23 protein-coding genes are annotated in these 21029 nt (G+C 69.5%); 8 read left to right on the top strand and 15 right to left on the bottom strand.

Going from position 1 to position 21029, the window contains the following annotated elements:
* Positions 1-49 precede the first annotated feature (49 nt).
* Positions 50-664, bottom strand: a complete 615-nt coding sequence (locus tag CEF10_RS00325) for an inner membrane-spanning protein YciB (protein ID WP_101065384.1) — start codon at positions 662-664, stop codon at positions 50-52.
* Between the two features lie 16 nt (positions 665-680).
* Positions 681-1583, bottom strand: a complete 903-nt coding sequence (locus CEF10_RS00330; RefSeq protein ID WP_101065385.1) for an EamA family transporter — start codon at positions 1581-1583, stop codon at positions 681-683.
* 75 nt (positions 1584-1658) lie between these two features.
* Here CEF10_RS00330 and CEF10_RS00335 point away from each other — a divergent pair, with 75 nt between their 5' ends.
* Complete coding sequence (locus CEF10_RS00335) at positions 1659-2153, top strand: MgtC/SapB family protein (protein WP_408638398.1); 495 nt, start codon at positions 1659-1661, stop codon at positions 2151-2153.
* Positions 2154-2187: 34 nt separating this feature from the next.
* Here CEF10_RS00335 and ftsY read toward each other — a convergent pair whose 3' ends face one another.
* Positions 2188-3240 carry a signal recognition particle-docking protein FtsY gene (gene ftsY / locus CEF10_RS00340; RefSeq protein WP_101065386.1) on the bottom strand — a complete coding sequence of 351 codons (1053 nt, stop codon included), beginning with the start codon at positions 3238-3240 and terminating at the stop codon, positions 2188-2190.
* A gap of 75 nt (positions 3241-3315) precedes the next feature.
* Positions 3316-5004, bottom strand: coding sequence for an NAD(P)H-dependent oxidoreductase subunit E (locus CEF10_RS00345; protein WP_101065387.1), 1689 nt, complete (start codon positions 5002-5004; stop codon positions 3316-3318).
* Positions 5005-5174: 170 nt separating this feature from the next.
* On the opposite strand from CEF10_RS00345, the gene CEF10_RS00350 reads away from it, so the two are divergent.
* The 3 genes from CEF10_RS00350 (at position 5175) to CEF10_RS16780 (ending at position 6929) form a co-directional block, all read left to right on the top strand.
* On the top strand, positions 5175-6215 hold the full coding sequence (locus CEF10_RS00350) for an alkane 1-monooxygenase (protein ID WP_101065388.1): 1041 nt from the start codon (positions 5175-5177) through the stop codon (positions 6213-6215).
* Between the two features lie 56 nt (positions 6216-6271).
* Positions 6272-6670 (top strand): hypothetical protein, encoded by a 399-nt coding sequence (locus CEF10_RS00355; protein ID WP_101065389.1) that lies wholly within the window; start codon positions 6272-6274, stop codon positions 6668-6670.
* Between the two features lie 100 nt (positions 6671-6770).
* On the top strand, positions 6771-6929 hold the full coding sequence (locus tag CEF10_RS16780) for a hypothetical protein (RefSeq protein ID WP_232796351.1): 159 nt from the start codon (positions 6771-6773) through the stop codon (positions 6927-6929).
* A gap of 7 nt (positions 6930-6936) precedes the next feature.
* On the opposite strand, the gene xseA is transcribed toward CEF10_RS16780, so the two are convergent.
* Positions 6937-8424 carry an exodeoxyribonuclease VII large subunit gene (xseA, locus tag CEF10_RS00360; protein WP_101065390.1) on the bottom strand — a complete coding sequence of 496 codons (1488 nt, stop codon included), beginning with the start codon at positions 8422-8424 and terminating at the stop codon, positions 6937-6939.
* 72 nt (positions 8425-8496) lie between these two features.
* Between xseA and purD the strand changes: the two genes are divergently transcribed.
* Positions 8497-9759, top strand: a complete 1263-nt coding sequence (purD, locus tag CEF10_RS00365; protein WP_101065391.1) for a phosphoribosylamine--glycine ligase — start codon at positions 8497-8499, stop codon at positions 9757-9759.
* Positions 9760-9826: 67 nt separating this feature from the next.
* On the opposite strand, the gene CEF10_RS00370 is transcribed toward purD, so the two are convergent.
* Both CEF10_RS00370 and CEF10_RS00375 read right to left on the bottom strand, forming a co-directional pair.
* Entirely contained in the window at positions 9827-10540 is a 714-nt protein-coding gene (locus tag CEF10_RS00370) for an FG-GAP repeat domain-containing protein (RefSeq protein WP_101065392.1), read from the bottom strand.
* A complete protein-coding gene (locus CEF10_RS00375) occupies positions 10540-10863 on the bottom strand; it encodes a 2Fe-2S iron-sulfur cluster-binding protein (protein WP_101065393.1) in 324 nt (107 codons plus the stop codon). Before CEF10_RS00375 ends, CEF10_RS00370 begins: the two co-directional genes overlap by 1 nt.
* Positions 10864-10995: 132 nt before the next feature.
* Between CEF10_RS00375 and CEF10_RS00380 the strand changes: the two genes are divergently transcribed.
* Together CEF10_RS00380 and CEF10_RS00385 are read left to right on the top strand one after the other, a co-directional pair.
* Positions 10996-11391, top strand: coding sequence for an OB-fold nucleic acid binding domain-containing protein (locus CEF10_RS00380; protein WP_232796352.1), 396 nt, complete (start codon positions 10996-10998; stop codon positions 11389-11391).
* A gap of 37 nt (positions 11392-11428) precedes the next feature.
* Positions 11429-12001 (top strand): peptidoglycan-binding domain-containing protein, encoded by a 573-nt coding sequence (locus tag CEF10_RS00385; RefSeq protein WP_101065395.1) that lies wholly within the window; start codon positions 11429-11431, stop codon positions 11999-12001.
* A gap of 65 nt (positions 12002-12066) precedes the next feature.
* On the opposite strand, the gene CEF10_RS00390 is transcribed toward CEF10_RS00385, so the two are convergent.
* The 6 genes from CEF10_RS00390 to rpiA all read right to left on the bottom strand — a co-directional run bounded on the left by CEF10_RS00390 (position 12067) and on the right by rpiA (position 18411).
* A complete protein-coding gene (locus CEF10_RS00390; protein ID WP_101065967.1) occupies positions 12067-13449 on the bottom strand; it encodes a DegQ family serine endoprotease in 1383 nt (460 codons plus the stop codon).
* A gap of 237 nt (positions 13450-13686) precedes the next feature.
* A complete protein-coding gene (locus tag CEF10_RS00395) occupies positions 13687-13881 on the bottom strand; it encodes a DUF2065 domain-containing protein (RefSeq protein WP_101065396.1) in 195 nt (64 codons plus the stop codon).
* The gene (gene hflC / locus CEF10_RS00400; RefSeq protein ID WP_101065397.1) at positions 13881-14975 is read right to left on the bottom strand and encodes a protease modulator HflC; all 1095 of its coding nucleotides are present in this window, start codon (positions 14973-14975) and stop codon (positions 13881-13883) included. Before hflC ends, CEF10_RS00395 begins: the two co-directional genes overlap by 1 nt.
* Position 14976: 1 nt before the next feature.
* Entirely contained in the window at positions 14977-16167 is a 1191-nt protein-coding gene (gene hflK, locus CEF10_RS00405; protein WP_101065398.1) for an FtsH protease activity modulator HflK, read from the bottom strand.
* Between the two features lie 67 nt (positions 16168-16234).
* Positions 16235-17590 (bottom strand): glutathione-disulfide reductase, encoded by a 1356-nt coding sequence (gene gor / locus CEF10_RS00410; protein ID WP_101065399.1) that lies wholly within the window; start codon positions 17588-17590, stop codon positions 16235-16237.
* A 32-nt stretch (positions 17591-17622) separates the two neighbouring features.
* The gene (gene rpiA / locus CEF10_RS00415; protein ID WP_101065400.1) at positions 17623-18411 is read right to left on the bottom strand and encodes a ribose-5-phosphate isomerase RpiA; all 789 of its coding nucleotides are present in this window, start codon (positions 18409-18411) and stop codon (positions 17623-17625) included.
* 121 nt (positions 18412-18532) lie between these two features.
* Between rpiA and CEF10_RS00420 the strand changes: the two genes are divergently transcribed.
* Positions 18533-19234, top strand: coding sequence for a glutathione S-transferase family protein (locus CEF10_RS00420; protein ID WP_101065969.1), 702 nt, complete (start codon positions 18533-18535; stop codon positions 19232-19234).
* A gap of 6 nt (positions 19235-19240) precedes the next feature.
* On the opposite strand, the gene CEF10_RS00425 is transcribed toward CEF10_RS00420, so the two are convergent.
* Positions 19241-20206: a cytochrome c gene (locus CEF10_RS00425; protein WP_198586116.1), complete on the bottom strand. Its 966-nt coding sequence runs from the start codon at positions 20204-20206 to the stop codon at positions 19241-19243.
* 10 nt (positions 20207-20216) lie between these two features.
* Positions 20217-20912 (bottom strand): outer membrane beta-barrel protein, encoded by a 696-nt coding sequence (locus CEF10_RS00430; RefSeq protein WP_157932920.1) that lies wholly within the window; start codon positions 20910-20912, stop codon positions 20217-20219.
* Positions 20913-21029: the final 117 nt, after the last annotated feature.

Raw genomic sequence — 21029 nt, forward strand, 5'->3', positions numbered from 1 at the left:
CCGGAGGCACCCGACCTCCGCCGCCCGGCCCGGCGCGCGCGGCGGCGCGTCACCCCTCGCAGTCCCCCTCGTCCTCGCCGGGGCCGTAGTCGCGGAACACCCGGCCCTGCGCGATGAAGAACAGGAAGATCGCCGCCGTCAGCCCGAAGGTCTTGAACCAGACCCAGGCTTCCTCGCTCTGGGTGCGCCAGATCAGCTCGTTGAGCACGGCGAGCGCGAAGAAGAACGCCGTCAGCCGGCGGGTCAGGATCATCCAGCCCTCGCGCTTGAGCGGCATCATCCCTTCCATCACGTATTGCAGGTAGGATCGCCCGCGCAGCAGGCCGAACCCGAGGAAAACGCCGAATATCAGGTAGATGATCGTGGGCTTCATCTTGAAGAACCTGGGATCGTTGAACCAGACGCTCAGCCCGCCGAAGACCACGATCAGCACCGCCGTGACGACCTGCATCCGCGACAGGTGCCCCGTCAGCCGCCACAGCACGCCCATGGCCAGCAGGAACACGGGGATGAACCCGGCGGTGACGACGATGAAACCGTCGTAGTCGGTGCCGGCGATGGTGAACACCCGGTCCTTGAGGGCCAGGTAGGCCACGAAGAAGGCCAGGATCGGCCCCAGTTCGAGCGCCGATTTCAGCATCGGGTTGATCTGACGGTCCTGCATCGCGCGCCTTCCTTGCCTATCCGCCCGCCTCAACTATCACAGCACCGGCCGCGATCAATGCCATCAGCGCGACGCGACGCGGCCCCACGGTGTCGCCCAGCGCCAGCCAGCCGATGACCGCGGCGAAAACGGTCGAGGTCTCTCGCAGCACGGCGGCCTCGCCCACCTTGTCCAGCCGGGTGGCCAGCATCACCGACCCGAAGGAGGCGAAGGCCACCAGCCCGCCGATGACCCCGCGCAGCAGCAGCGGCCCCGGCGCCGGCCGGGCGCGCAGGTTGCGCCAGCGCAGGTAGGCGAACGGCGGCAGCATCAGCCCGTCGATCAGGAAGAACCACGCGAGGAAGGTGAAGGGATCGGCCGCCGCGCGGATGCCGTAGGCGTCGTAGGTGGTATAAAGCGCCACGAACAGCCCCGTCAGCACCGCCAGCCCCAGCGCCAGCGGCATCGTTTCGCGATCCAGCGTCAGCGTGCGCAGGTTGTAGACGGCCAGCCCGTAGATGCCCGCCAGCAGCACGCCCACGCCCAGCCACTGAAGGGGCGTGAAGACCTCGCCGAACAACAGGTAGGCGCCGATCACCGTGAACAATGGCCCGGTGCCGCGCACCACCGGGTAGACCACCGTATAGGCACCCTTGGTGTAGGCCAGCGCCTGCAACACCTTGTAGCCAAGGTGAATCACGAAGACGAGGGCGAAGATCGGCCACATCTGCGGCCCCGGCCAGGGCACCACGAACAGCGCCACCGGCGCGGCCATCACCGCATAGGCCCCGTCGATCGCCCCGCGCGACAGCCAGGGGTCGTGCCGCCCCTTCTGCAACGCCCCGAAGACCGCGTGCAGGAAGGCCGCCGCAAGCGCCAGCATCATGGCCAGGCGGTGCCCGGCCTCGGTGCCCTCCAGAGAGATCAGCCAGTCGCTCACACCGCGGCCCTCGCCCCGGTGCGCGCCGGCATGTTACGGTGCCAGCCCCATCCGACCAGGAGACAAGCCGCCCCCATGCTCGAAACCGTGCTCGATATCGTCGTCGACGAATTGTCCGGCACCTTTGCCGTCGTACCGCCCGTTGTCGCCGGCGCACGCCTTCTGGCGGCGCTCGTGCTGGGCGGCGTGATCGGGTTCGAACGCGAGGCGCGCGAGAAACCCGCCGGTCTGCGCACGCACATGCTGGTGGCCATCGCCGCCTGCCTGTTCATCATCGTCAGCCAGCAGCTTTCGGCGCTGCCCTTCGGCGACCCGGACGCGCTGCGCGTCGACCCCCTGCGCCTGATCGAGGCTGTCACCGCCGGGGTCGCCTTCCTGGCCGCGGGGGTGATCTTCACCTCCGGCGGACAGGTGCGCAACGTCACAACCGGCGCCTCGCTCTGGCTGGCGGGGGCCATCGGGCTGGCCTGCGGCGCGGGGCAGATGCCGCTGGCGGCGCTGGCCACCGGCATCGTCGTGGTCGTGTTGTTCCTGCTGCGGTATCTTGAAGGGTGGTTCGGCCGCGGGTGACCCTCGCCCGCCGGGAAATGCAGCGCCAAAGGGGTCATGCCCCGTCGAGCCCGGTCAGCGCCGCTGCAAATTCCTCGGGATCAAACGGCGCCAGATCGTCGATCTGCTCGCCCACGCCGATCGCGTGGATGGGCAGGCCGAAGCGGTCGGCCAGCGCGACCAGCACGCCGCCGCGCGCGGTGCCGTCGAGCTTGGTCATGGCCAGGCCCGAGACATCGGCGATCTCGCGGAAGATTTCCACCTGGTTCAGCGCGTTCTGACCCGTCGTTGCATCGAGCACCAGCAGCGTGTTGTGCGGCGCGGTCGCGTCGCGCTTGCGGATCACGCGGACGATCTTGGCCAGTTCCTCCATCAGGTCGGCGCGGTTCTGCAGCCGCCCCGCCGTGTCGATGAGCAGAAGGTCGGCGCCCTGGTCCTGCGCACGCGCCATGGCGTCGAAGGCCAGGCTGGCCGGGTCGCTGCCCTGCGCCGCCGTCAGCACCGGCACGCCCGCGCGCTCGCCCCAGATCTGAAGCTGCTCGACGGCCGCGGCGCGGAAGGTATCGCCGGCGGCGATCATCACCGACTTGCCGGCGGCGCGGAACTGGCTGGCCAGCTTGCCGATCGTCGTGGTCTTGCCCGAGCCGTTGACCCCCACCACAAGCACCACCTGCGGCGTTTTGGGGTAAAGCGGCAGCGGCCGCGCGACCGGCTCCATGATGCGGGCGATCTCCTGCGCCAGCAGTTCCTTGATCTGGCGGGTCGACAACCGCTTGCCCATGCGCCCCTCGGCCATGTTGGCGGTGACGCGCTGCGCGGTCTCCACCCCCATGTCGGCAGTGATGAGCAGATCCTCCAGCTCCTCGAGCATCTCGTCGTCGAGCACCCGGCGCGGCGCGCCCGCGTCCTCGCCCCGGCCCAGAAGGCGGCCGAGCAGCCCCTTCGGTCTTGCCGCCTCGGCACGGTCCGGAGCGGGCTCCGGCTGTGCGGCCTCGGGCGCCGCCTCGGCCGGCGCGGTCTCGCCCTCCTCGACGATCGCCTCCAGGCCCTCGTCGAGCTTCGACGAGGATTTCGTCAGCCTGTCCTTGAGTTTCCTGAAAAACGCCATGCGGCCTCCGCTGGGGGTGCGCCCCCACCTACTGCGGATCGCGGCGGGATGGAAGGGGCACGCGCGGCCGCGCCCCTACACCTCGTCGGGGAAATGCTTCATCGTCAGGCGTATCGGGTTGGGCGCGGCCTGCCCCAGCCCGCAGATCGAGGCATCCGTCATCGCCTCGCACAGATCCTCGAGAAGCTCCTGATCCCAGCGGTCCGCCTGCATCAGCTTCACCGCCTTCTCGCAGCCCGCGCGGCAGGGCGTGCACTGGCCACAGCTTTCGTCCTCGAAGAAGCGCAGCATGTTCAGCGCCGCGGCGCGCGCCGAGTCGTGATCGGAAAGCACGACCACCGCGGCCGACCCGATGAAGGTGCCGTGTTCCTGAAGCACGTCGAAATCCAGCGGCACGTCGTCGAGAGAGGCGGGCAACAGGCCCGAGGACGGCCCGCCCGGCTGGTAGGCCTTGAGGTCATGGCCGTCGAGCATCCCGCCCGCGGCCTCGATGATGTCGCGGATCGTGGACCCGGCGGGCAGGAGATACACGCCCGGTGCCTTCACCCGCCCCGAGACCGAGAATGACCGCAGACCGGTGCGCCCGTTCTTCTCGACCCCGGTCAGCACCTCCTTGCCCTCGCGCAGCACGCGGGTCACCCAGTGCAGCGTCTCCACGTTGTTGACGAGCGTCGGACGCCCGTGGATGCCGACGTTCGCGACGAATGGCGGGCGATGGCGCGGCAGGCCGCGCTTGCCCTCGATCGATTCGATCATCGCCGATTCCTCGCCGCAGATGTAGGCCCCCGCCCCGCGGCGCAGATCGATATAGCCCGGCTCGACGATGCCCGCCCGCTCGAGCGCGGCGATCTCGGTCGCGAGAATCCGCAGCACCGCCGGGTATTCGTCGCGCATGTAAATGAAACAGGTGTCGGCCTCCACCGCCCAGGCCGCGATCAGCATTCCCTCAAGGAAAACATGTGGTTCACGCTCGAGGTAAAAGCGATCTTTGAACGTTCCGGGCTCGCCCTCGTCGCCGTTGACGGCCAAGTAGCGCGGCGCCGGCTCGGCCCGCACGAAGCCCCATTTCTTGCCGGCCGGGAAGCCGGCACCGCCAAGACCGCGCACGCCGGCCTCGAGAAGTTCCTGTTGCACGGTTTCGAAATCGCCCTCGCGGCGCAGGCGGGCGAGCGCCTCGTAACCGCCCTTCGCGCGGTAGTCGTCGAAGCCCTGGTAATCCGGGACATGCGCATGCGTGTCGCCTGCCGCGATCGCCGCCTCGACCTTTTCCGGCGTGGCATGGTCGATATGGTTGTGGCCCAGTTCCAGAACCGGCGCGGTGTCGCAACGGCCCATGCAGGGCGCGCGCACGACCCGCACCTCGGACGGGTCCAACCCCTCCTCCAGCGCGGCCTTCAACTGCTGTGCCCCGGCCATCTCGCACGAAAGCGAATCGCAGACCCGCACCGTCAGGCCCGGCGGCGGCGTCTCGCCTTCCTTCACGACGTCGAAATGGGCATAAAACGTCGCCACCTCGTAGACCTCGGCCTGGGATATCCGCATCTCCTCGGCCAATGCACGCAGATGCGCCGCCGACAGGTGGCCGAACCGGTCCTGGATCAGGTGCAGGTATTCGATCAGCAGGTCGCGCCGGCGCGGGCCATCACCCAGCAGCGCGCGCACTTCGGCCCAGGGCTGGTCCTCCAGCTGGCGGCCCTTGGGCGTGTGCCGCCCCTTGCCCTTGCCCGATTTCCAGACGCCCTTGCCGTCGTTGTCGAGTGCCATGCGCGGTCCTCCTTGTCTCGGGCCAGACGGTAACGGCCACCGCCGCACGTAGCGAGGCCAAAAGCGACAAATCCGCCCCTCTTTGCGTTTTGCAGGCCGCCGAATCCGCCCTAGGATGATGCGCGCGTGCCGGGTTTGCCGGCAACTCGCGCGCGCCGCGTGGAGATCTCATGCCCCTGTTCGCCCTTGCCACACTGACACCCGTCGCGCTGATCGCGCTGGCCGCGCTGCACGGCGGGGTTTGGGCGTGGGCCGCCGCGGGCTACCTGGGCGTCCTGGTCGCGGTGCTCGACCGGCTCGTGGCGCGGCAGGCCCGCAACGCCGACCCCGAGGCCGAGTTCCCCGCCGCCGACGCGCTGCTTGTCGCGCTGGGCCTGGGGCATTTCGCCCTGATGGGGCTGGCCGTGGCCGCCGCCGGGGGCGCGGGCGGGCTGGCGGGCCTCGACCGTGCACTGGTCCTGCTGGCCGCCGGCATGGCCTTCGGCCAGATATCGCACCCCGCGGCGCACGAGTTGATCCACCGCCCCGGGCGCGGGCTGCGCCTGCTGGGGCGGCTGATCTATACCAGCCTGCTGGTGGGTCATCACGCCAGCGCGCATCTGCTGGTTCACCACGTTCATGTCGGCACCGAGGCCGACCCCAACAGCCCGCCGCGCGGCGAAGGCTTCTACCGCTTCGCGGTGCGGGCGACGGCAGGCAGTTTTCGCGCGGGGCTGGCGCAGGAGACACGGCGCCGGGCACGCGCGGGCAAGCCTGTGTGGGGCCACCCCTACCTGCTTTACGTGGGCGGCGGGCTGGGCCTTGCCGGGGCGTCCTGGGCACTGGCCGGCGCGGCAGGGCTGGCGGCGTTCATCTTCCTCGGGCTGTTCGCGCAGATGCAGATCCTGATGTCGGATTACGTGCAGCACTACGGCCTGCGCCGGGCCAAGCGACCCGACGGTCGGCCGGAACCGGTCGGACCGCAGCATTCGTGGAACGCGCCGCAGTGGTTCTCGAACGCCGTCATGCTGCACGCACCGCGCCATTCGGACCACCACGTGACGCCCACGCGCCCCTACCCGGCGCTCCAGCTCGACCCGGCGCGCATGCCCTGCCTGCCGCGGCCGCTGCCCGTGATGGCCGCTCTCGCGCTGGTCCCGCCGGTGTGGCGGCGGATCATGGACCGGCGCTGCGAGCGCTGGCAGGTACCTGCCGCCGATCCCGCGCAATAGGCCGCGCGCCGCGAATCCCTCTGGCGCCGCCGCCCGCGCTCTGCCACCTTGTCGGCATGCGACTGCTTTCCGCACTTGGTATTGCGTTTCTCCTGACACCCGCACCCGCCGCCATGGCGCAGATGTCGGCGGCGGAGTTCGATTCCTACACCCGCGGCAAGACCTTCTATTTCAGCCGCGACGGCGCGCCCTACGGCGCCGAGGAATACCTCGACAACAAGCGCGTGCGCTGGTCGTTCCTCGACGGCAAATGCCGCGAGGGCTACTGGTACCAGCAGGGCGAGCTGATCTGCTTCGTCTACGAGGACCGGCCCGAGCCGCAGTGCTGGCGGTTCCGCCAGACGCCCGGCGGGCTGGTTGCCCGGTTCGCCACCGACCCGGAGGAAAGCGCGCTTTACGAGGTCGAACAAAGCGAGGAACCGCTGACGTGCCTCGGCCCCGAGGTCGGGGTTTGACGATCGACGCTGACGATTAATTCGGTGCCTTGTTTGGCAATTTTGTCCCCAACCCAAGGTCATCAGTTTAGAAAACCCGACAATTCGGGCTGCCATGGGGATGGATTTCCGCGGCGCGGCGACGTTCGCCGGGCCGGGTCGATGCGCACGCAAGCCGCACCGCTCATGCAGCATCGCCGGGCGCGATGCCTGCCACGTCATGTATTTCCTTTATTTTTCAGTATTCTGGATGATTTTCATCATGCAGCGTTGCCACTGAAGGGCCATCAGAACAGGCTGCCCTGGTCCGGGCTGTCCTTGGGCTTGGCGGGTTTCGCGGGGCGGCCTCCGGCCCTGGTCACGTCCAGCCGCCCGTCGGCGAACTGGATTTCCAGCGCCCGCGCGTCCGCGGCCGCCACCCGGGTCGTGACCACCCGCCCCTCGCCGCGCACCACCGCGAACCCGCGCTTGAGCGTGGCCTCGTAACCCATTGTCAGGCGCAACCTTTCATTGGCTTCAAGGCGATCGCGCCAGGTTGTCACCTGCCGCCGGCCCGCATCGGACAGCCGCCGCGTCAGGCTGTCGAGGTCCTGGCGCTTGCGGGCGATGTCGCGCTGCAGCGTGCGCAGGTTGAGCCGCGCGGCCGTGTTGGCCAGCCGTTGCGCCTCGGCGGCCGTGGCCCGGCGCAACAGCCCGGGTCGCAGCGCGCCGCTGACCTCGGACAGCTGGACGCGCCGGGCCTGCACGCTGGCCTTCAACGCCGCCGGCAACCGATCCGCGCGGGCATCCAGCATCTGCCGTGGCCCCTCCAGCAGGGTGTCGGGCCGGGGCAGCGCACGCGCCAGGTCGCGCAGCCGCTGGCCCCGCGCCGTCACGCCGGAACTCAGCGCGTGCGTCAGCCGCGAGTCCTGGTTGTCGAGCCACGCCATCAGGTCAAGCCGCACCGGCACCGCCAGTTCCGCCGCCGCCGTGGGCGTCGGCGCGCGCTTGTCGGCGGCGTGGTCGATCAGCGTGGTGTCGGTCTCGTGCCCCACCGCCGAGATCAGCGGGATGTCCGAGGCCGCCGCCGCGCGCACCACCGATTCCTCGTTGAAGCCCCACAGGTCCTCGATGGAGCCGCCGCCGCGCGCCACGATCAAAAGGTCGGGCCGCGGCAGCGCGCCGCCCGGCGTGAGGGCGTTGAACCCCTCGATCGCGCGGGTCACCTCCGGCGCACAGGCATCACCCTGCACTGCCACGGGCCAGATCAGCACCTTGCGCGGAAAGCGTTCGCGCAACCGGTGCAGGATGTCGCGGATCACCGCGCCCGAGGGCGAGGTGATCACGCCGATCACCTCGGGCAGGAACGGAAGCGCCCGCTTGCGGCCGGCGTCGAAAACGCCCTCGGCCGCAAGCGCCTTGCGCCGCTTCTCCAGCATCGCCATCAGCGCGCCGACACCCGCCGGCTTGATGTCCTCGATCACGATCTGGTAGCGGGACTGCCCGGCGAAGGTGGTCAGCCGGCCGGTGGCGACGACCTCCATCCCCTCCTCGGGCTGCACCGACAGGCGCGCCGCAACCCCTTTCCAGATCACCCCCGACAGCACCGCGCGGTCGTCCTTGAGATCGAGGTAGACATGCCCGGACCGCGGCCGGGAAACGCGCCCGATCTCGCCCTTCACCCGCACGTGGCCGAATTCGCCCTCGATCACGCGCTTGACCGCCCCCGAGATCTCGGAGACGGAGAATTCCGGGGCATTGTCGCCGCTGTCGGACGCGTCGATGAGATCGGACATGGGGGCGCCTTGTGTCTGTCGCGGCGCCACCTTAGAACGCCCGCCAGGCGAGGCCAAGCGGGAGAGCGGGCGATGAACATTCTGATCCTCGGCGGCGGCGGGCGCGAACACAGCCTTGCCTGGGCGGTGATGCAGAACCCCAAGTGCGACCGGCTGTTCGTCGCCCCCGGCAATGCCGGCATCGCCCAGATCGCGGAATGCGCCGCGCTGGACATCGAGAACGGCGCGGCCGTGGTCAACTTCTGCGACGGCAACGCGGTGGATTTCGTCATCGTCGGCCCCGAGGCGCCGCTGGCCGCCGGCGTGGCCGACCGCCTGCGCGAGGCGGGGCTGACCGTCTTCGGCCCCTCGGCCGAGGCCGCCCGGCTGGAGACCTCCAAGACCTTCACCAAGGAAATCTGCGCGGCCGCCGGCGTGCCCACGGCCGACTGGGCACATTTCACCGACGCCGACGCGGCCAAGATCCACGTTCGCGCGCAAGGGGCGCCGATCGTCGTCAAGGCCGACGGGCTGGCCGCCGGCAAGGGCGTGGTCGTGGCCGAAACGGTGGAGGCGGCAGAGCGCGCCATCGACGAGATGTTCGCCGGCGCGTTCGGAGACGCCGGCGCCGAGGTGGTGATCGAGGAATGCATGACCGGCGAGGAGGCGTCGTTCTTCGTGCTCTGCGACGGCGAGACCGCCCTGCCCGTGGGAACCGCGCAGGACCACAAGCGCGCGGGCGAAGGCGACACCGGCCCCAACACCGGCGGCATGGGCGCCTATTCGCCCGCCCCGGTATTGACGGAGGCGGTGGCCCGGCGCGTGATGGAGCGGATCATCCACCCCACGCTGGCCGAGATGGCCCGGCGCGGCACGCCCTACCGCGGCGTCCTTTACGCCGGGCTGATGATCGAGGACGCCCGCCCGCGGCTGGTGGAATACAACGTCCGCTTCGGCGACCCCGAGTGCCAGGTGCTGATGATGCGACTGGGCGCGCAGGCGCTCGACCTCATGCAGGCGGCGGCAGAGGGGCGGCTCGAGGGCACGCGGGTGTCCTGGGCCGAGGATCACGCCATGACCGTGGTCATGGCCGCCAGGGGCTATCCCGGCGCCTACGAGAAGGGCGAGGTGATCGGCGGGCTCGAGGACTGCCCGGAAGACAGCTTCAACATGGTCTTTCACGCCGGCACGGCCGAGCGCGACGGGCGCATCGTGGCCGCGGGGGGGCGCGTTCTCAACGTCACGGCGCGCGGCGCCACGCTGGGCGAAGCGCGTGACCGGGCCTATGCCATGGTGGACTGCATCGACTGGCCCGGCGGCTTCTGCCGGCGCGATATCGGGTGGCGCGCGCTCTGACAGGCGGACCTCTCGGCGCCCCGCGCCTTTCGGTGAAGCCATGCCAGCATCCGCAAATGGAAGGCGGTCAGGAACACGCCAGCGCGGCGTCGAGGCTGCCCGCACCGTCGTAGGGGCCGAGCGCGCGGGTGTCGAACGCGCCGCCGCGCAACGTCACCGCAACGACGCGGGCCCAGTCGCCGCTGGCGAGGATCATCTCGGGCCCGCCGCCACAGTCGCGGATGCCGCCCGGGATGTGATCCCAGCCGATGCGATGGTTGGTGACGCCCCGCAGATCCGCCAGGTGGCGCAGCTTGCCGCCCTCGAACCGCCAGACGCGCAACCGCTTGGCAAGATGCGGGCGGTCGACATAGGCGATTTCCGTCCGCCCGTCGCCGTCGAGGTCCGCGGCGCCCACCGGGGCAAGCCAGCGGTGGGGTCGCCCGATGTAGGGGGTGGCGGCCAGCAGCCCTTGTGCACCGTAGACGGCCAGCCGCGCACCGCGATTGCGGTGGGATTCGACGACAATCACCTCCGCCGCGCCGTCGCCGTCGAGGTCGGCCAGCCGCGGCGCGGTATCCTCGAACACGCGGGCCTCGGGCAGCGTCAGGCGAACCTCGCGTCCATCGCGCAGCGCGACCACCAGTGCGCCCCATTCGATGGCATCGCCCAGCACGCCATGGTCATAGCGCGTGGTGGGGGCCTCATACCGGGCCGTCGCGATCTCCTGCGCCGCCGCAACGCCGGCGGTCACGGCAAGGAGCGCCGCGCAGCACGCGGTGCGCCACCGCGCGCGGGCCATCAGATCTGCTTTTCGGGCATTTGCACCACCAGCCCGTCAAGGTCGTCGGTCACCTTGATCTGGCAGGTCAGGCGCGAGCGGGCCGGGTCGGGCTCGTAGGCGAAATCGAGCATGTCCTCTTCCATGTCGTCCTTCTCGGGCAGCTTGTCGACCCAGGCGGGATCGACGTAGACATGGCAGGTGGAACACGCGCAGGCGCCGCCGCAATCGGCCTCGATCCCGGGGATGTTGTTGTCGCGCGCGCCCTCCATGACCGTCAGGCCGCTCGCCACGTCGACGACATGCTCCGTGCCGTTGTGCTCGATATAGGTGATCTTCGCCATGACTCGCCCTCTCGCTTGCGTTTCGGTGATGTCCCGGGGTTCCTAGCCAAGGCATCTAGGTCCCGCCAGCCCCGTTTGCGACCCCGCCGGGCAAGAGTTGCGACAAAACCCGAATGTTCTATGATTGTTCCCATGAGCGGTTCGGGCAACCTTCCAACCCCGCCGGGCGACTGGCCCCGCCCGCCGCGGTGCCTTGTCACCGCGCGCCTGGGCGAGCCGCCGGGCGGCGCCCGCATCACCGTGGCCGGGCTTGTGATCCTGCGCCAGCGGCCGGGCACCGCCAAGGGGGTGATATTTCTCACGCTGGAGGACGAGACCGGCGTGGTCAATATCGTGGTCTGGCGCAAGCTCTACGAACGGTTCCGCCGCGCGGTGATCGCCGCGCGGCTGCTGCGGGTGACAGGCCGCGTGCAGCGCGAGGCGGGCGTGGTGCATGTCATCGCCGAGGAGATCGAGGACATCTCGGCGCTGCTCGATACTCTGCCGGGCTGCGATGGCGCGCTTTCGCCGGGGGGCGAAAGCCGCTAGGATAACGGCCAACAAGACCGTCCGAGGCCCGAGCACGATGTTCCGCGCGTTTCTACCGGCCAGTGCCGCCCTGCTTCTGTCGACCGGCTGCCAGACCGCCCTGCCGGTTGCTGGCAGCCAGGACACGGCGGTGCTGCAGACCACCGCCGAGGCCCCGCCGGGCGCCGCGCCCGGCACCTGCTGGGGCAAGGTGGTCACGCCCGCGGTGGTCGAGACGGTCACCGAACAGGTTCTGGTCCAGCCCGCGCAGGTCATGGACGATGGCACCGTGACAGAGCCCGCGACCTTCCGCACCGAGACGCGGCAGGCCATCGTGCAGGAACGCAAGGTCGATTGGTTCCAGACCCCCTGCCCCAACGTGCAGACGCCGGATTTCGTTGACTCGCTGCAGCGCGCGCTGCGCGCACGCGGGCATTACAGAGGTCCCGTTACCGGCGAGATGGACGCGCGCACGCGCGCCGCCGTGCGTCGCTACCAGACACCCGAGGGGCCGGATTCGGGCATCCTGTCGCTGGACGCGGCACGCCGGCTGGGCCTCGTGGCCGTGCCCCGGCCCGGTGACGCGGACGCCGACGACGACAGCGCACAGGTATCCACCGGCGCGGCATGAAAAAGGGGCGCCCGCGCGGGGCGCCCCCTTTCATCCAAGTACCGGCGCCGGCGACGCCGGGCCAATCACTGCTCGGTCAGCGAAAGCGCGACGAACCGTGGCTCGCCACCGCGCCGCACCAGCAGCAGGATCGACTTGCGCCCGGCTTCGCGGGCCTCCTCGATCTGCGCCTGCAGCTCGGAGACGCGCGTGACCTTCTGCTGCCCGGCCTCGGTGATCACGTCGCCCGCACGCATGCCCTTCTCGTAGGCCTGGGACATGCTTTCGACGTCCTTCACCACCAGGCCCTGCGCGTCCGCGTTCAGTTCGAGCTGGGCGCGCAACTCGTCGGTCAACGGGGTCAGCTCGAGCCCCAGAAGAGACATCTGCGAGGGCTCGGCCGGCTCCTCCTGGCCCCGCTGCGCGGCGGGCACGGCGCCCTCGGCCACCTCACGGCGGCCCAGCGTGACCTTCAGGGTCTTGGTCTGGCCGTCGCGGAAGACCACCACGCGCACCGTCTTGCCCACGGCGGTGTTGCCCACCTGGCGGACCAGCCCGCGCGTGTCTTCGACGTCCTTGCCGTCGAACGACACGATGACATCGCCGGCCTTCATGCCGGCCTCGCGCGCGGGGCCCTCGGGCACGTCGGTGACCAGCGCGCCGCGCACCTCTTCCATGCCGATGGCTTCGGCCACGTCCTCGGTGACATCCTGGATGCGCACGCCCAGCCAGCCTCGGCGCGTTTCGCCGTATTCCTGCAACTGGTCGACGACGCGGGTCACCACGTTCGCTGCCATCGAGAAGCCGATGCCGATGGAGCCGCCGCTGGGCGACAGGATCGCCGTGTTCACGCCGATCACCTCGCCATCCATGTTGAACAACGGCCCGCCCGAGTTGCCGCGGTTGATGGCCGCATCCGTCTGGATGTAGTCGTCATAGGTGCCCGAAAGCGCCCGGTTGCGGGCCGAGACGATCCCGGCGCTCACCGAGAAGCCCTGCCCCAGCGGGTTGCCAAGCGCGATCACCCAGTCGCCGACGCGCGCGGTGTCGCTGTCGCCGAAGGAGACGTAGTCGAGGGGCTCGTCGGTCTCGACCTTCAGCAAGGCGATGTCGGTCTTGGGGTCGGTGCCCACGACCTCGGCCTCGAGTTCCTCGCCGGAGAAGAGCTCGACCACGATCTCGTCGGCCTTCTCGATGACGTGGTTGTTGGTGACCACGTAGCCGTCCTCGGAGATCACGAAGCCCGAGCCCAGCGCGCTGGACCGGCGCGGCCGGCCCTCGCCATCCGGGTCACGGAACTGGCGGAAGAAGTCCTCGAAGGGAGACCCCTCGGGCACGATGGGCGACGGGCCGGTGCCCCGGGCCACCACTGTCGAGGTGGTGATGTTGACGACCGCCGGGCTGACCTTCTCGGCCAGGTCGGCGAAGCTTTCCGGGCGGGCCTGTGCGGCGATGGCCTGCGCCAGCATCAGGCCGACGGTCAGCGCGGTCAGCCAGAAGGCGCGCAGGGCGCCGGATGTGTTGCGGGTGATGGACTGCGCTTTGCTTGTCACTCCCGGATCTCCCTTGTCTGTCAAGAATGCGGGCGCCGACCGTCCGGCCGGCCCCGCGACCTGGCTTTAATGTAGGTGCCTGTGGCCTTGGTGCAAACCGTGCGCCCCAGCCTCACGCGCCCGTGATCGCGCACCGGCACCTGGCGGCCGGGGTCATGCGCCCAGCGATTTCGCCGCCCAGACCAGAAGAACACCGATGGCCAGCGCCGCGAGACCGAGCAGCCGGCGGCTTTCCTCGGGCATGCTGCGCATCGCCTCGAGCATCTGTTCGACAAGCGAAGGGGCCAGCGCGTACACCAGCCCCTCCACGATAAGCACCAGGCCGATGGCCAGGAAAAGAGTCGCCATTACTGGTCCGCCTGATCACCGGCGCCTTCATCCGACTGCTCGGGCGCCGCATCGCTTTCGCCCGAAACCCCGGAGGTATCGCCCTCCTGCAGGCGCTCCTGCTCTTCCTTGATGCGCTCACGCTCGCGTTCGGGCAGGTCCTCGGAAATCTCCGACGACGGCGCCATGTCGCGCAGGGTGTCGATATCGACCGAACTCGCATCGACCTTGCCGAGACCGCTGGCACGGATCGGGCCGAACATTTCCACCAGCAGGCCGCTTTCCGGCGTGAAGACCAGCGACGAGTTGCGCTCGGCCAGCGACCGCTCCACCGCCGAAAGCGACCGGTAGAAGGCGAAGAATTCCTCGTTGCTGCCGAAGGCTTCCGCGTAGATCCGGCTGCGCTCGGCATCGGCCTCGCCTCGGATGATCTCCGCCTCGCGTTCGGCGTTCGACACGGTTTCCGTCACGGTCCGGTCGGCGGCGGCGCGCACGCGCTGTGCCGCCTCTTTACCACGTGCGATCTCGTCGGCGGCCTCGCGCTCGCGCTCGGCCCGCATGCGCGCGAAGGTCGCGTCGAGGTTCTGCCGGGGCAGGTTCGTCTGCTTCAGCCGGACATCGACGATATCGAGACCGAGGCTGTCGGCGCGGCTACGCGCAGCTTCCTGGATGCGCCGCGCAAGGTCACCCCGTTCCGGGGACAGGATAGTGTCGGATGTCACCCGGTCCGAGCCGAGCACCTCGCGGATCTGGGCGTTGAGGATCGAGGACAGGCGATCCTCGGCGGCCCGTATACCACCGATACCGACGGCCTGGCGGAACTGCACCACATCATCGATTCGATACCGCGCGAACGCATCAACCACGAGGCGGCGATCGTCCGACGGCGTCACCTCGATCGTTTCGCTGTCGAAGGACAGGATCCGGTCGTCGTACCGCACGACTTCCTGAATGACCGGCAGCTTGAAGCGCAGCCCGGGCTCTTCCACGACCTGCTTGATCTGGCCGAACTGAAGCACGAGCGCCTTTTGCCGTTCGTCCACGACGAAGATGGCGGAAAGGCCGACAATGACCAACAAGACCAGGACTGGGAGGATTAGGATCGATTTGCGCATGTCACTGGTCTCCGTCTTGGCTGTTACTCGACGCGCCGTTCCGGGTGCTACCGGAGCGCTTCAACTGGTCGAGCGGCAGGTAGGGCACGACGCCATTGCCGTCGCCACTGCCGGCGAGCGATTCGTCGATGATCATCTTGTCGACGCTGCCAAGCGTGCGCTCGACAGTCTCCAGATAGAGACGCCGCTGCGTGACGGCGGGCGCCTGGTTGAATTCCTGCGCGACGGAGACGAAGCGGCTGGCCTCGCCGATCGCCTCGTTGACCACGCGTGCACGATACCCCTCGGCCTCCTGCACGACCTGCGCGGCACGGCCGCGGGACTCGGCCAGAACCCGATTGGCATATGCGTCGGCTTCCCGTTGCAGCCGGTCACGCTCCTGCTCGGCGGCCTGCACCTCGCGGAACGCATCGATCACCTGTTGCGGCGGGTCCGCGGTGTCGAGGTTGAGGCGGACCACGTTGATGCCGCTTTCGTACGCGTCCAGCGTCTCCTGGATGCTCTGGCGGGCGGAGTCGGCGATGATGCCCCGGTCGCGGTTGAGAATGGGGGACAGGTTGCTGCGCGCGATAATCTCGCGCATCGTCGCGTCCGACACCGCCCGGACCGTCAGTTCCGGGTCGCGGATGTTGAACAACAGCTTCGACGGGTCCTTGACGTTCCAGACGACCTGGAAGTCGATGTCGACGATGTTTGCGTCAGTCGTCAGCATCAGACCGTCGCTGCTGCGCCCGCCAGTCGTGCCGATGTCTTCCGTGCGTTCCGAGGTCACGTTGACAACATCATAGGTCATCAAAGGCCACGGCGCGAAATTGAGGCCCGGCGTGCCCACCGACGAGAAGCTGCCGAGGAACAGCTCGACGGACTGTTCTTCCGGCTTGACGGTGTAGAAGCTCGCCGCACCCCACAGAACGAGCGCGATCGCCCCGCCAAGGAGTACGCTCCCACGGCCGAAAGTCGGGCCGCCGCTGCCGGGTCCGCCGCCGCGGCCGCCGCCGCCGTCGCCGCGCCCGCCCATGAGCACCTTGAGCTGGTCCTGGCCCTTTTTGACCAGCTCGTCGATCTCGGGCATCTGGGAGCCGCCGCCCTCGGGCGGGCGGCGCCCGCCGTTGTTGTCACCGCGGTTGCGGTCTCCACCGCCGCCGCCCGAATTTCCGCCGCCCCCCCAGGGGCCGCCAGAATGTCCAGCCATTGCGTTGTTCCCTTGTCTTGCCGTCCCTTCGGACGCTGTGTCTAACGTGTATGACGCCGGTGAAAAATCAAGCCGTCCGCACCGGCGTGTTCATGGTCACGATTTCCTCGGACATCGTCGGGTGGACGGCCACCGTGCGGTCGAAATCCTCTTTCGTGGCGCCCATCTTGACCGCCACGCCCGCCAGCTGGATCAGCTCGCCCGCGCCCGGCGCGACGATGTGGCACCCCAGCACCCTGCGCGACTCGGCGGCGACGATCAGCTTCATCAACACGCGGTCGGGTCGGCCGGCAAAGCTTTGCTGCATGGGCTTGAAGGACGTGCAGTAGACCTCGATCGGCCCGTGCTCGCGCGCCTCTTCCTCCGACATCCCGACGGTGCCCATCTCGGGCTGCGTGAAGATCGCCGTGGGAATGTTGACGTGATCCACGGGCGTCGGGTTGCCCTTGATGACCGTCTCGACGAAGGCCATGCCCTCGCGGATCGCCACCGGCGTGAGGTTCACCCGGTCGGTCACGTCGCCAATGGCGAAGACCGAGGGCACGCTGCTCTGGCTGTAGGCATCGACCTCGACCTCCCCGTTCCGGCCCAGCGCGACGCCCGCCTCCTCCAGGCCCATGTCCGCGGTATTGGGCGCACGGCCGGTGGCGAACATGACCTTGTCGAACACCCGTTCCGTGCCGTTCGTGGCCTTCACGCGGAAGCCGCCTTCGGTTTCCTCCATCTCGACGATGTTGGTGCCCAGGTGCAGGTTCACGCCCGACTGGATCATCTCGTCGGCGATCAGCCCGCGCGCCTCGCCGTCGAAGCCGCGCAGGATCTGCGCGCCCCGGTAGAACTGCGTGACCTCGACGCCCAGCCCGTTGAGGATACAGGCGAATTCGCAGGCGATGTAGCCGCCGCCGATGATCAGCATGGACTTCGGCAGCGCGTCGAGGTGGAAGATCTCGTTGCTGGTCAGCGCGTGCTCGGCGCCGGGGATGTCGGGCTTGACCGGCCACCCGCCGGTCGCCACCAGAATGTGGCGCGCGCTGAACCGCTGCCCGGAGGCCAGTTCGACGGTGTGCGCGTCGGCCAGCCGCGCGCGGGTGTCGAAGCTTTCGACCGCGTTACGGCTCAGGATACCGCGATAGACGTCCTCCAGCCGGTCCAGCTCGGCATGCAGCTTCGTGCGGAACGCCGGCCAGTCGAAGCCGCCGGCGTGCACCGTCCAGCCGTAGCTCTGCGCATCCGCGATCGCGGCGGGGTATTCGCTGGCAAAGACCATCAGCTTCTTCGGCACGCAGCCGCGGATCACGCAGGTTCCGCCGTAGCGCGACTCCTCTGCCAGCGCGACCCGGGCGCCCGCCTGCGCGGCCACGCGCGCCGCGCGCACGCCCCCGGATCCGCCGCCGATGACGAAGAGATCGTAGTCGAAGTCCATGCCTGTGCTGTCCCCTTTGCCCCGTGTTGCCGTCAGTCGGCCATGTCCGAAAAAAGGTTCTCGGCCTCGACGAAATCCAGCCGGTCGGTTTCGACAGTGCCCTCGTTGATGTCGCGCGTTTCCACCCGGCCGTCGCCGTGACCAAGGACCACGATGTCGCAGATGTCGACGAACAGCCCGTTTTCCACCACGCCGGGAATCTGGTTGAGCACCAGCGCAAGCTGGCGCGGGTTGCCGATCCGGCCGAGGTGCAGGTCGATGATGTAATTGCCCTCGTCGGTGACATAGGCGTGGTCACCGTTCATGCGCAGCGTGGTTTCGCGGCCCAGGACATCCATCGACACCAGCATTTCCTCGAGAAGCGACTTCGTGGTCTGCCAGCCGAAGGGGATGACCTCCACGGGCAGCGGGAACGCGCCGAGGCGTTCGACCTCCTTGCCCAGGTCTGCGATGACGACCATCCGGTCGCTGGCCGTGGCCACGATCTTTTCCTGCAGCAGCGCGCCGCCGCCGCCCTTGATGAGGTTCAGGTCGCCGTCGAACTCGTCCGCACCGTCGATGGTGATGTCCAGCCAACGCGCCTCGTCCAGGCTGATGACCTCGATACCGACCTCGCTGGCCAGCTGGGCGGTGCGCGTCGAGGTGGGCACGCCCCTGATGTTCAACCCGTCCTCGCGCACCAGTTCGCCCAGGCAGCGGATCATCCAGGCGGCGGTGCTGCCGGTGCCCAGGCCCACGCGCATGCCGTCCTCGACGTAATCGACCGCACGCTTGGCGGCCACGAACTTGGCCTTGTCGATGGGCGACAGCTCTCCGGACATGGGCGCGACTCCTGGCGATCCTTCCGCCGCCGGTTATAGGGAAGTTGGCGCAGGGGTGCGAGAGGCAATTGTCATGGGCCGCGGGCTGGCGCCGGGCATGGTTCCGCGCCATGGTGGGGCCATGACCACCTACCGGCTTCACTACGCCCCCGACAACGCGTCGCTGATCGTCCGGCTGGCGCTGGAGGAACTGGCCGCGCCATATGCCACCGTGCTCGTGGACCGCGCCACGCGCGGACACAAGGCGCCGGATTACCTCCGGCTCAATCCCAACGGGCTGATCCCGGTGCTGGAAACGCCCGACGGGCCCCTGTTCGAGACCGGCGCGATCCTGCTGTGGCTGGCCGACCGGCACGGCGCGCTGGCCCCCGCGCCCGACAGTGCCGACCGCGCCGGGTTTCTCAAGTGGCTGTTCTTCACCGCGAACACCCTGCACCCGGCCCTGCGCCTGACATTCTATCCGGGGCAGTACGTGGGTGAGGATGCGGGCGCGCAGACCCGTCTGCGCGCGCACATGCAGGGCGAGATCGGTCACCACCTCGACAAGCTGGAGGCCGTGGCCGGGCAGGCCCCGGGCTGGTTCGCCGCCCCGGCGCCCACCGGGCTGGACATCTACGTTGCGCCGCTGCTGCGCTGGCTCGCGCTGTTCCCGGTCGGCGAAAGCGGCTGGTTCGACCTTGGGCGCTGGCCGCGCCTGCACGCGATGGCCGAGGCACTGGAGGCCCGCGACAGCGTGGCCGCCGCGGTCGCGGCGGAGGGGCTGGGCCCGCAGCCCTTCACCGCCCCGCGCCACGCCGACCCGCCCGAGGGCACTGCGACCTGACGCGCCCTAGCCTTCGCCCGGGCGGGCGGGCACGGCCTTGAGGTAAGCGGCGATCGCCCTCCGGTCGGATCCGGACAGATGGGCGAGGTTGCGCCGCACGGCCTCCATCGCGAAACCGTAGTCCCCCGCCGCGGCATGGGTGGCGGCCGGCAGGAGCCCCTGCGCGATCTCCTCCACGCTGCGCCCGGCGATCCCGGGCGCGCCCGACGTGATGTTCGGCACCGGGCCGCTTGCCAGTTTCGTGCTGCCGGCCAGCCAGCGCCGGTAATCGGGGCCACCCAGCGCATCGCGCGGCGTGTGGCAGGCGCCGCAGTGCCCGATCGCCTCGACAAGGTATCGGCCGCGGGACACTTGCGGGCCGGCGTCGGCAACAGACACCACCGGCGCGGGCCGCAGGTAGAGGCGCTTCCACACGCCCAGGGCGCGCCGGCTGCGGAAGGGCGCGCGCAACGCGTGCCCGGCCACCACGTTGGGCACCGGCGGCAGGCCGCGCAGGTAGGCCCATAGGTCACGGATGTCGGCCCCCGTCATGCGCGCGTACGAGGTGTAGGGAAACGCCGGGTAGTAATGCGCGCCGTCCGGGCGCCGCCCGCGGCGCATGGCGGCGTCGAACTCCGCCAGCGTCCAGGTGCCGATGCCGGTGGCCGTGTCCGGCGAGATGTTGGGCACGCGGAAGGTGCCGAAGCGGGTATCCAGCCTGCGCCCGCCGCCCAGCCGCGGCACCCCGCGCGCGTCCGCGCCGGGCAAGGCATGGCAGGTCGCGCAACCGCCGGCCCGGAAAACCGCCGCGCCGTTGGCCAGGTCGGTTTCGCCCGCCGCTCTTGCCGCCGTGCCGTCGCCGCCGCCCCTTGGCCCGGAGCAGGCCGCCAGCCCCATGAGGGCGGCCAGGACACCGGCCGCGACAACAAGCGCGCAGTTGATCGCCGCGCGTCCTGCCGGTGCCCCGGCGCCCCTGACAGGCCCCTCTGCCACGTCGGGATGCCTAGCGTTTCTTCAGGGTGTAGGACACGCCGATGGAGACCTGGTTGCTGATGACCTCGGTCGACAACCGGCCGCCGCCCGACAGGTCGGCGCTGATGTCGGCATAGCCCGTCTTCAGCTCGCCGAAGACGGCCCATCGCGCGTTGATGCGCGCCTCGACGCCGATCAGCGCCTCGGCCGCCGGGCCGCCGAACTGGTATTCCGATGTGCGGCTGGTCCCGGCCAGGTTGGTCACCTCGACGTGCGGCGTGGTGAACCCCACGCCGGCGCCGACGTAGGGCGTGACCCGGCTGTCGTTGAGGAACCGGTAGTGCAGGTTGCCCGTGACCATGTTGATCCCGTCGGTGAATTCCAGCTCGGCAAAGGGGGCGGGCATGGGATCGGCCGTCACCTTCGTGTGCGCGTTGTCGATGGCCACGCCCCACCGCGGGCGATCCTCGAACCACCAGGTCGCGCGCACCCCGAAATACGGTGGCAGCTTGAGCGATTCGCCGTCCCAGCTGGCCCGCACGCGGCCCGGCCCGCCGCCGCGGTTGAAATCGTAATCCACGGTCGAGTCGGGCGAAAAATTGCCCCCGGAATAGACCGAAAGCACCATCTCGGCCCGCGCCGGGGCGGCGGCAATCGCGGCCACCAGGACGGCACAGGCCAGCCGCCGCGCGGCCGGCCATGAACGGATGAGGTCGGATATTGTCACGGCATTCGCCTTCGTGCTCCGATGGGCCGGGTGCCGCGGCCCGATCACAAGACGGGCGGCGCGCGGCACGCGTCCACTGTCCCGGCAAGGCACGGCACCAGCCGCGCCGGAACTGCC

It is taken from the genome of Roseovarius salinarum (assembly GCF_002834145.1).
Classification (GTDB): Bacteria; Pseudomonadota; Alphaproteobacteria; order Rhodobacterales; family Rhodobacteraceae; genus Roseovarius; species Roseovarius salinarum.

Coding starts and splice junctions, on each gene's coding strand:
- CEF10_RS00325 (WP_101065384.1), bottom strand. CDS start 664: ATGCAGGACCGTCAGATCAACCCGATGCTGAAATCGGCGCTCGAACTG.
- CEF10_RS00335 (WP_408638398.1), top strand. CDS start 1,659: ATGCTCGAAACCGTGCTCGATATCGTCGTCGACGAATTGTCCGGCACC.
- ftsY (WP_101065386.1), bottom strand. CDS start 3,240: ATGGCGTTTTTCAGGAAACTCAAGGACAGGCTGACGAAATCCTCGTCG.
- CEF10_RS00345 (WP_101065387.1), bottom strand. CDS start 5,004: ATGGCACTCGACAACGACGGCAAGGGCGTCTGGAAATCGGGCAAGGGC.
- CEF10_RS00350 (WP_101065388.1), top strand. CDS start 5,175: ATGCCCCTGTTCGCCCTTGCCACACTGACACCCGTCGCGCTGATCGCG.
- CEF10_RS00355 (WP_101065389.1), top strand. CDS start 6,272: ATGCGACTGCTTTCCGCACTTGGTATTGCGTTTCTCCTGACACCCGCA.
- CEF10_RS16780 (WP_232796351.1), top strand. CDS start 6,771: ATGGATTTCCGCGGCGCGGCGACGTTCGCCGGGCCGGGTCGATGCGCA.
- xseA (WP_101065390.1), bottom strand. CDS start 8,424: ATGTCCGATCTCATCGACGCGTCCGACAGCGGCGACAATGCCCCGGAA.
- purD (WP_101065391.1), top strand. CDS start 8,497: ATGAACATTCTGATCCTCGGCGGCGGCGGGCGCGAACACAGCCTTGCC.
- CEF10_RS00370 (WP_101065392.1), bottom strand. CDS start 10,540: ATGGCCCGCGCGCGGTGGCGCACCGCGTGCTGCGCGGCGCTCCTTGCC.
- CEF10_RS00375 (WP_101065393.1), bottom strand. CDS start 10,863: ATGGCGAAGATCACCTATATCGAGCACAACGGCACGGAGCATGTCGTC.
- CEF10_RS00380 (WP_232796352.1), top strand. CDS start 10,996: ATGAGCGGTTCGGGCAACCTTCCAACCCCGCCGGGCGACTGGCCCCGC.
- CEF10_RS00385 (WP_101065395.1), top strand. CDS start 11,429: ATGTTCCGCGCGTTTCTACCGGCCAGTGCCGCCCTGCTTCTGTCGACC.
- CEF10_RS00390 (WP_101065967.1), bottom strand. CDS start 13,449: ATGCTGGCGCAGGCCATCGCCGCACAGGCCCGCCCGGAAAGCTTCGCC.
- CEF10_RS00395 (WP_101065396.1), bottom strand. CDS start 13,881: ATGGCGACTCTTTTCCTGGCCATCGGCCTGGTGCTTATCGTGGAGGGG.
- hflC (WP_101065397.1), bottom strand. CDS start 14,975: ATGCGCAAATCGATCCTAATCCTCCCAGTCCTGGTCTTGTTGGTCATT.
- hflK (WP_101065398.1), bottom strand. CDS start 16,167: ATGGCTGGACATTCTGGCGGCCCCTGGGGGGGCGGCGGAAATTCGGGC.
- gor (WP_101065399.1), bottom strand. CDS start 17,590: ATGGACTTCGACTACGATCTCTTCGTCATCGGCGGCGGATCCGGGGGC.
- rpiA (WP_101065400.1), bottom strand. CDS start 18,411: ATGTCCGGAGAGCTGTCGCCCATCGACAAGGCCAAGTTCGTGGCCGCC.
- CEF10_RS00420 (WP_101065969.1), top strand. CDS start 18,533: ATGACCACCTACCGGCTTCACTACGCCCCCGACAACGCGTCGCTGATC.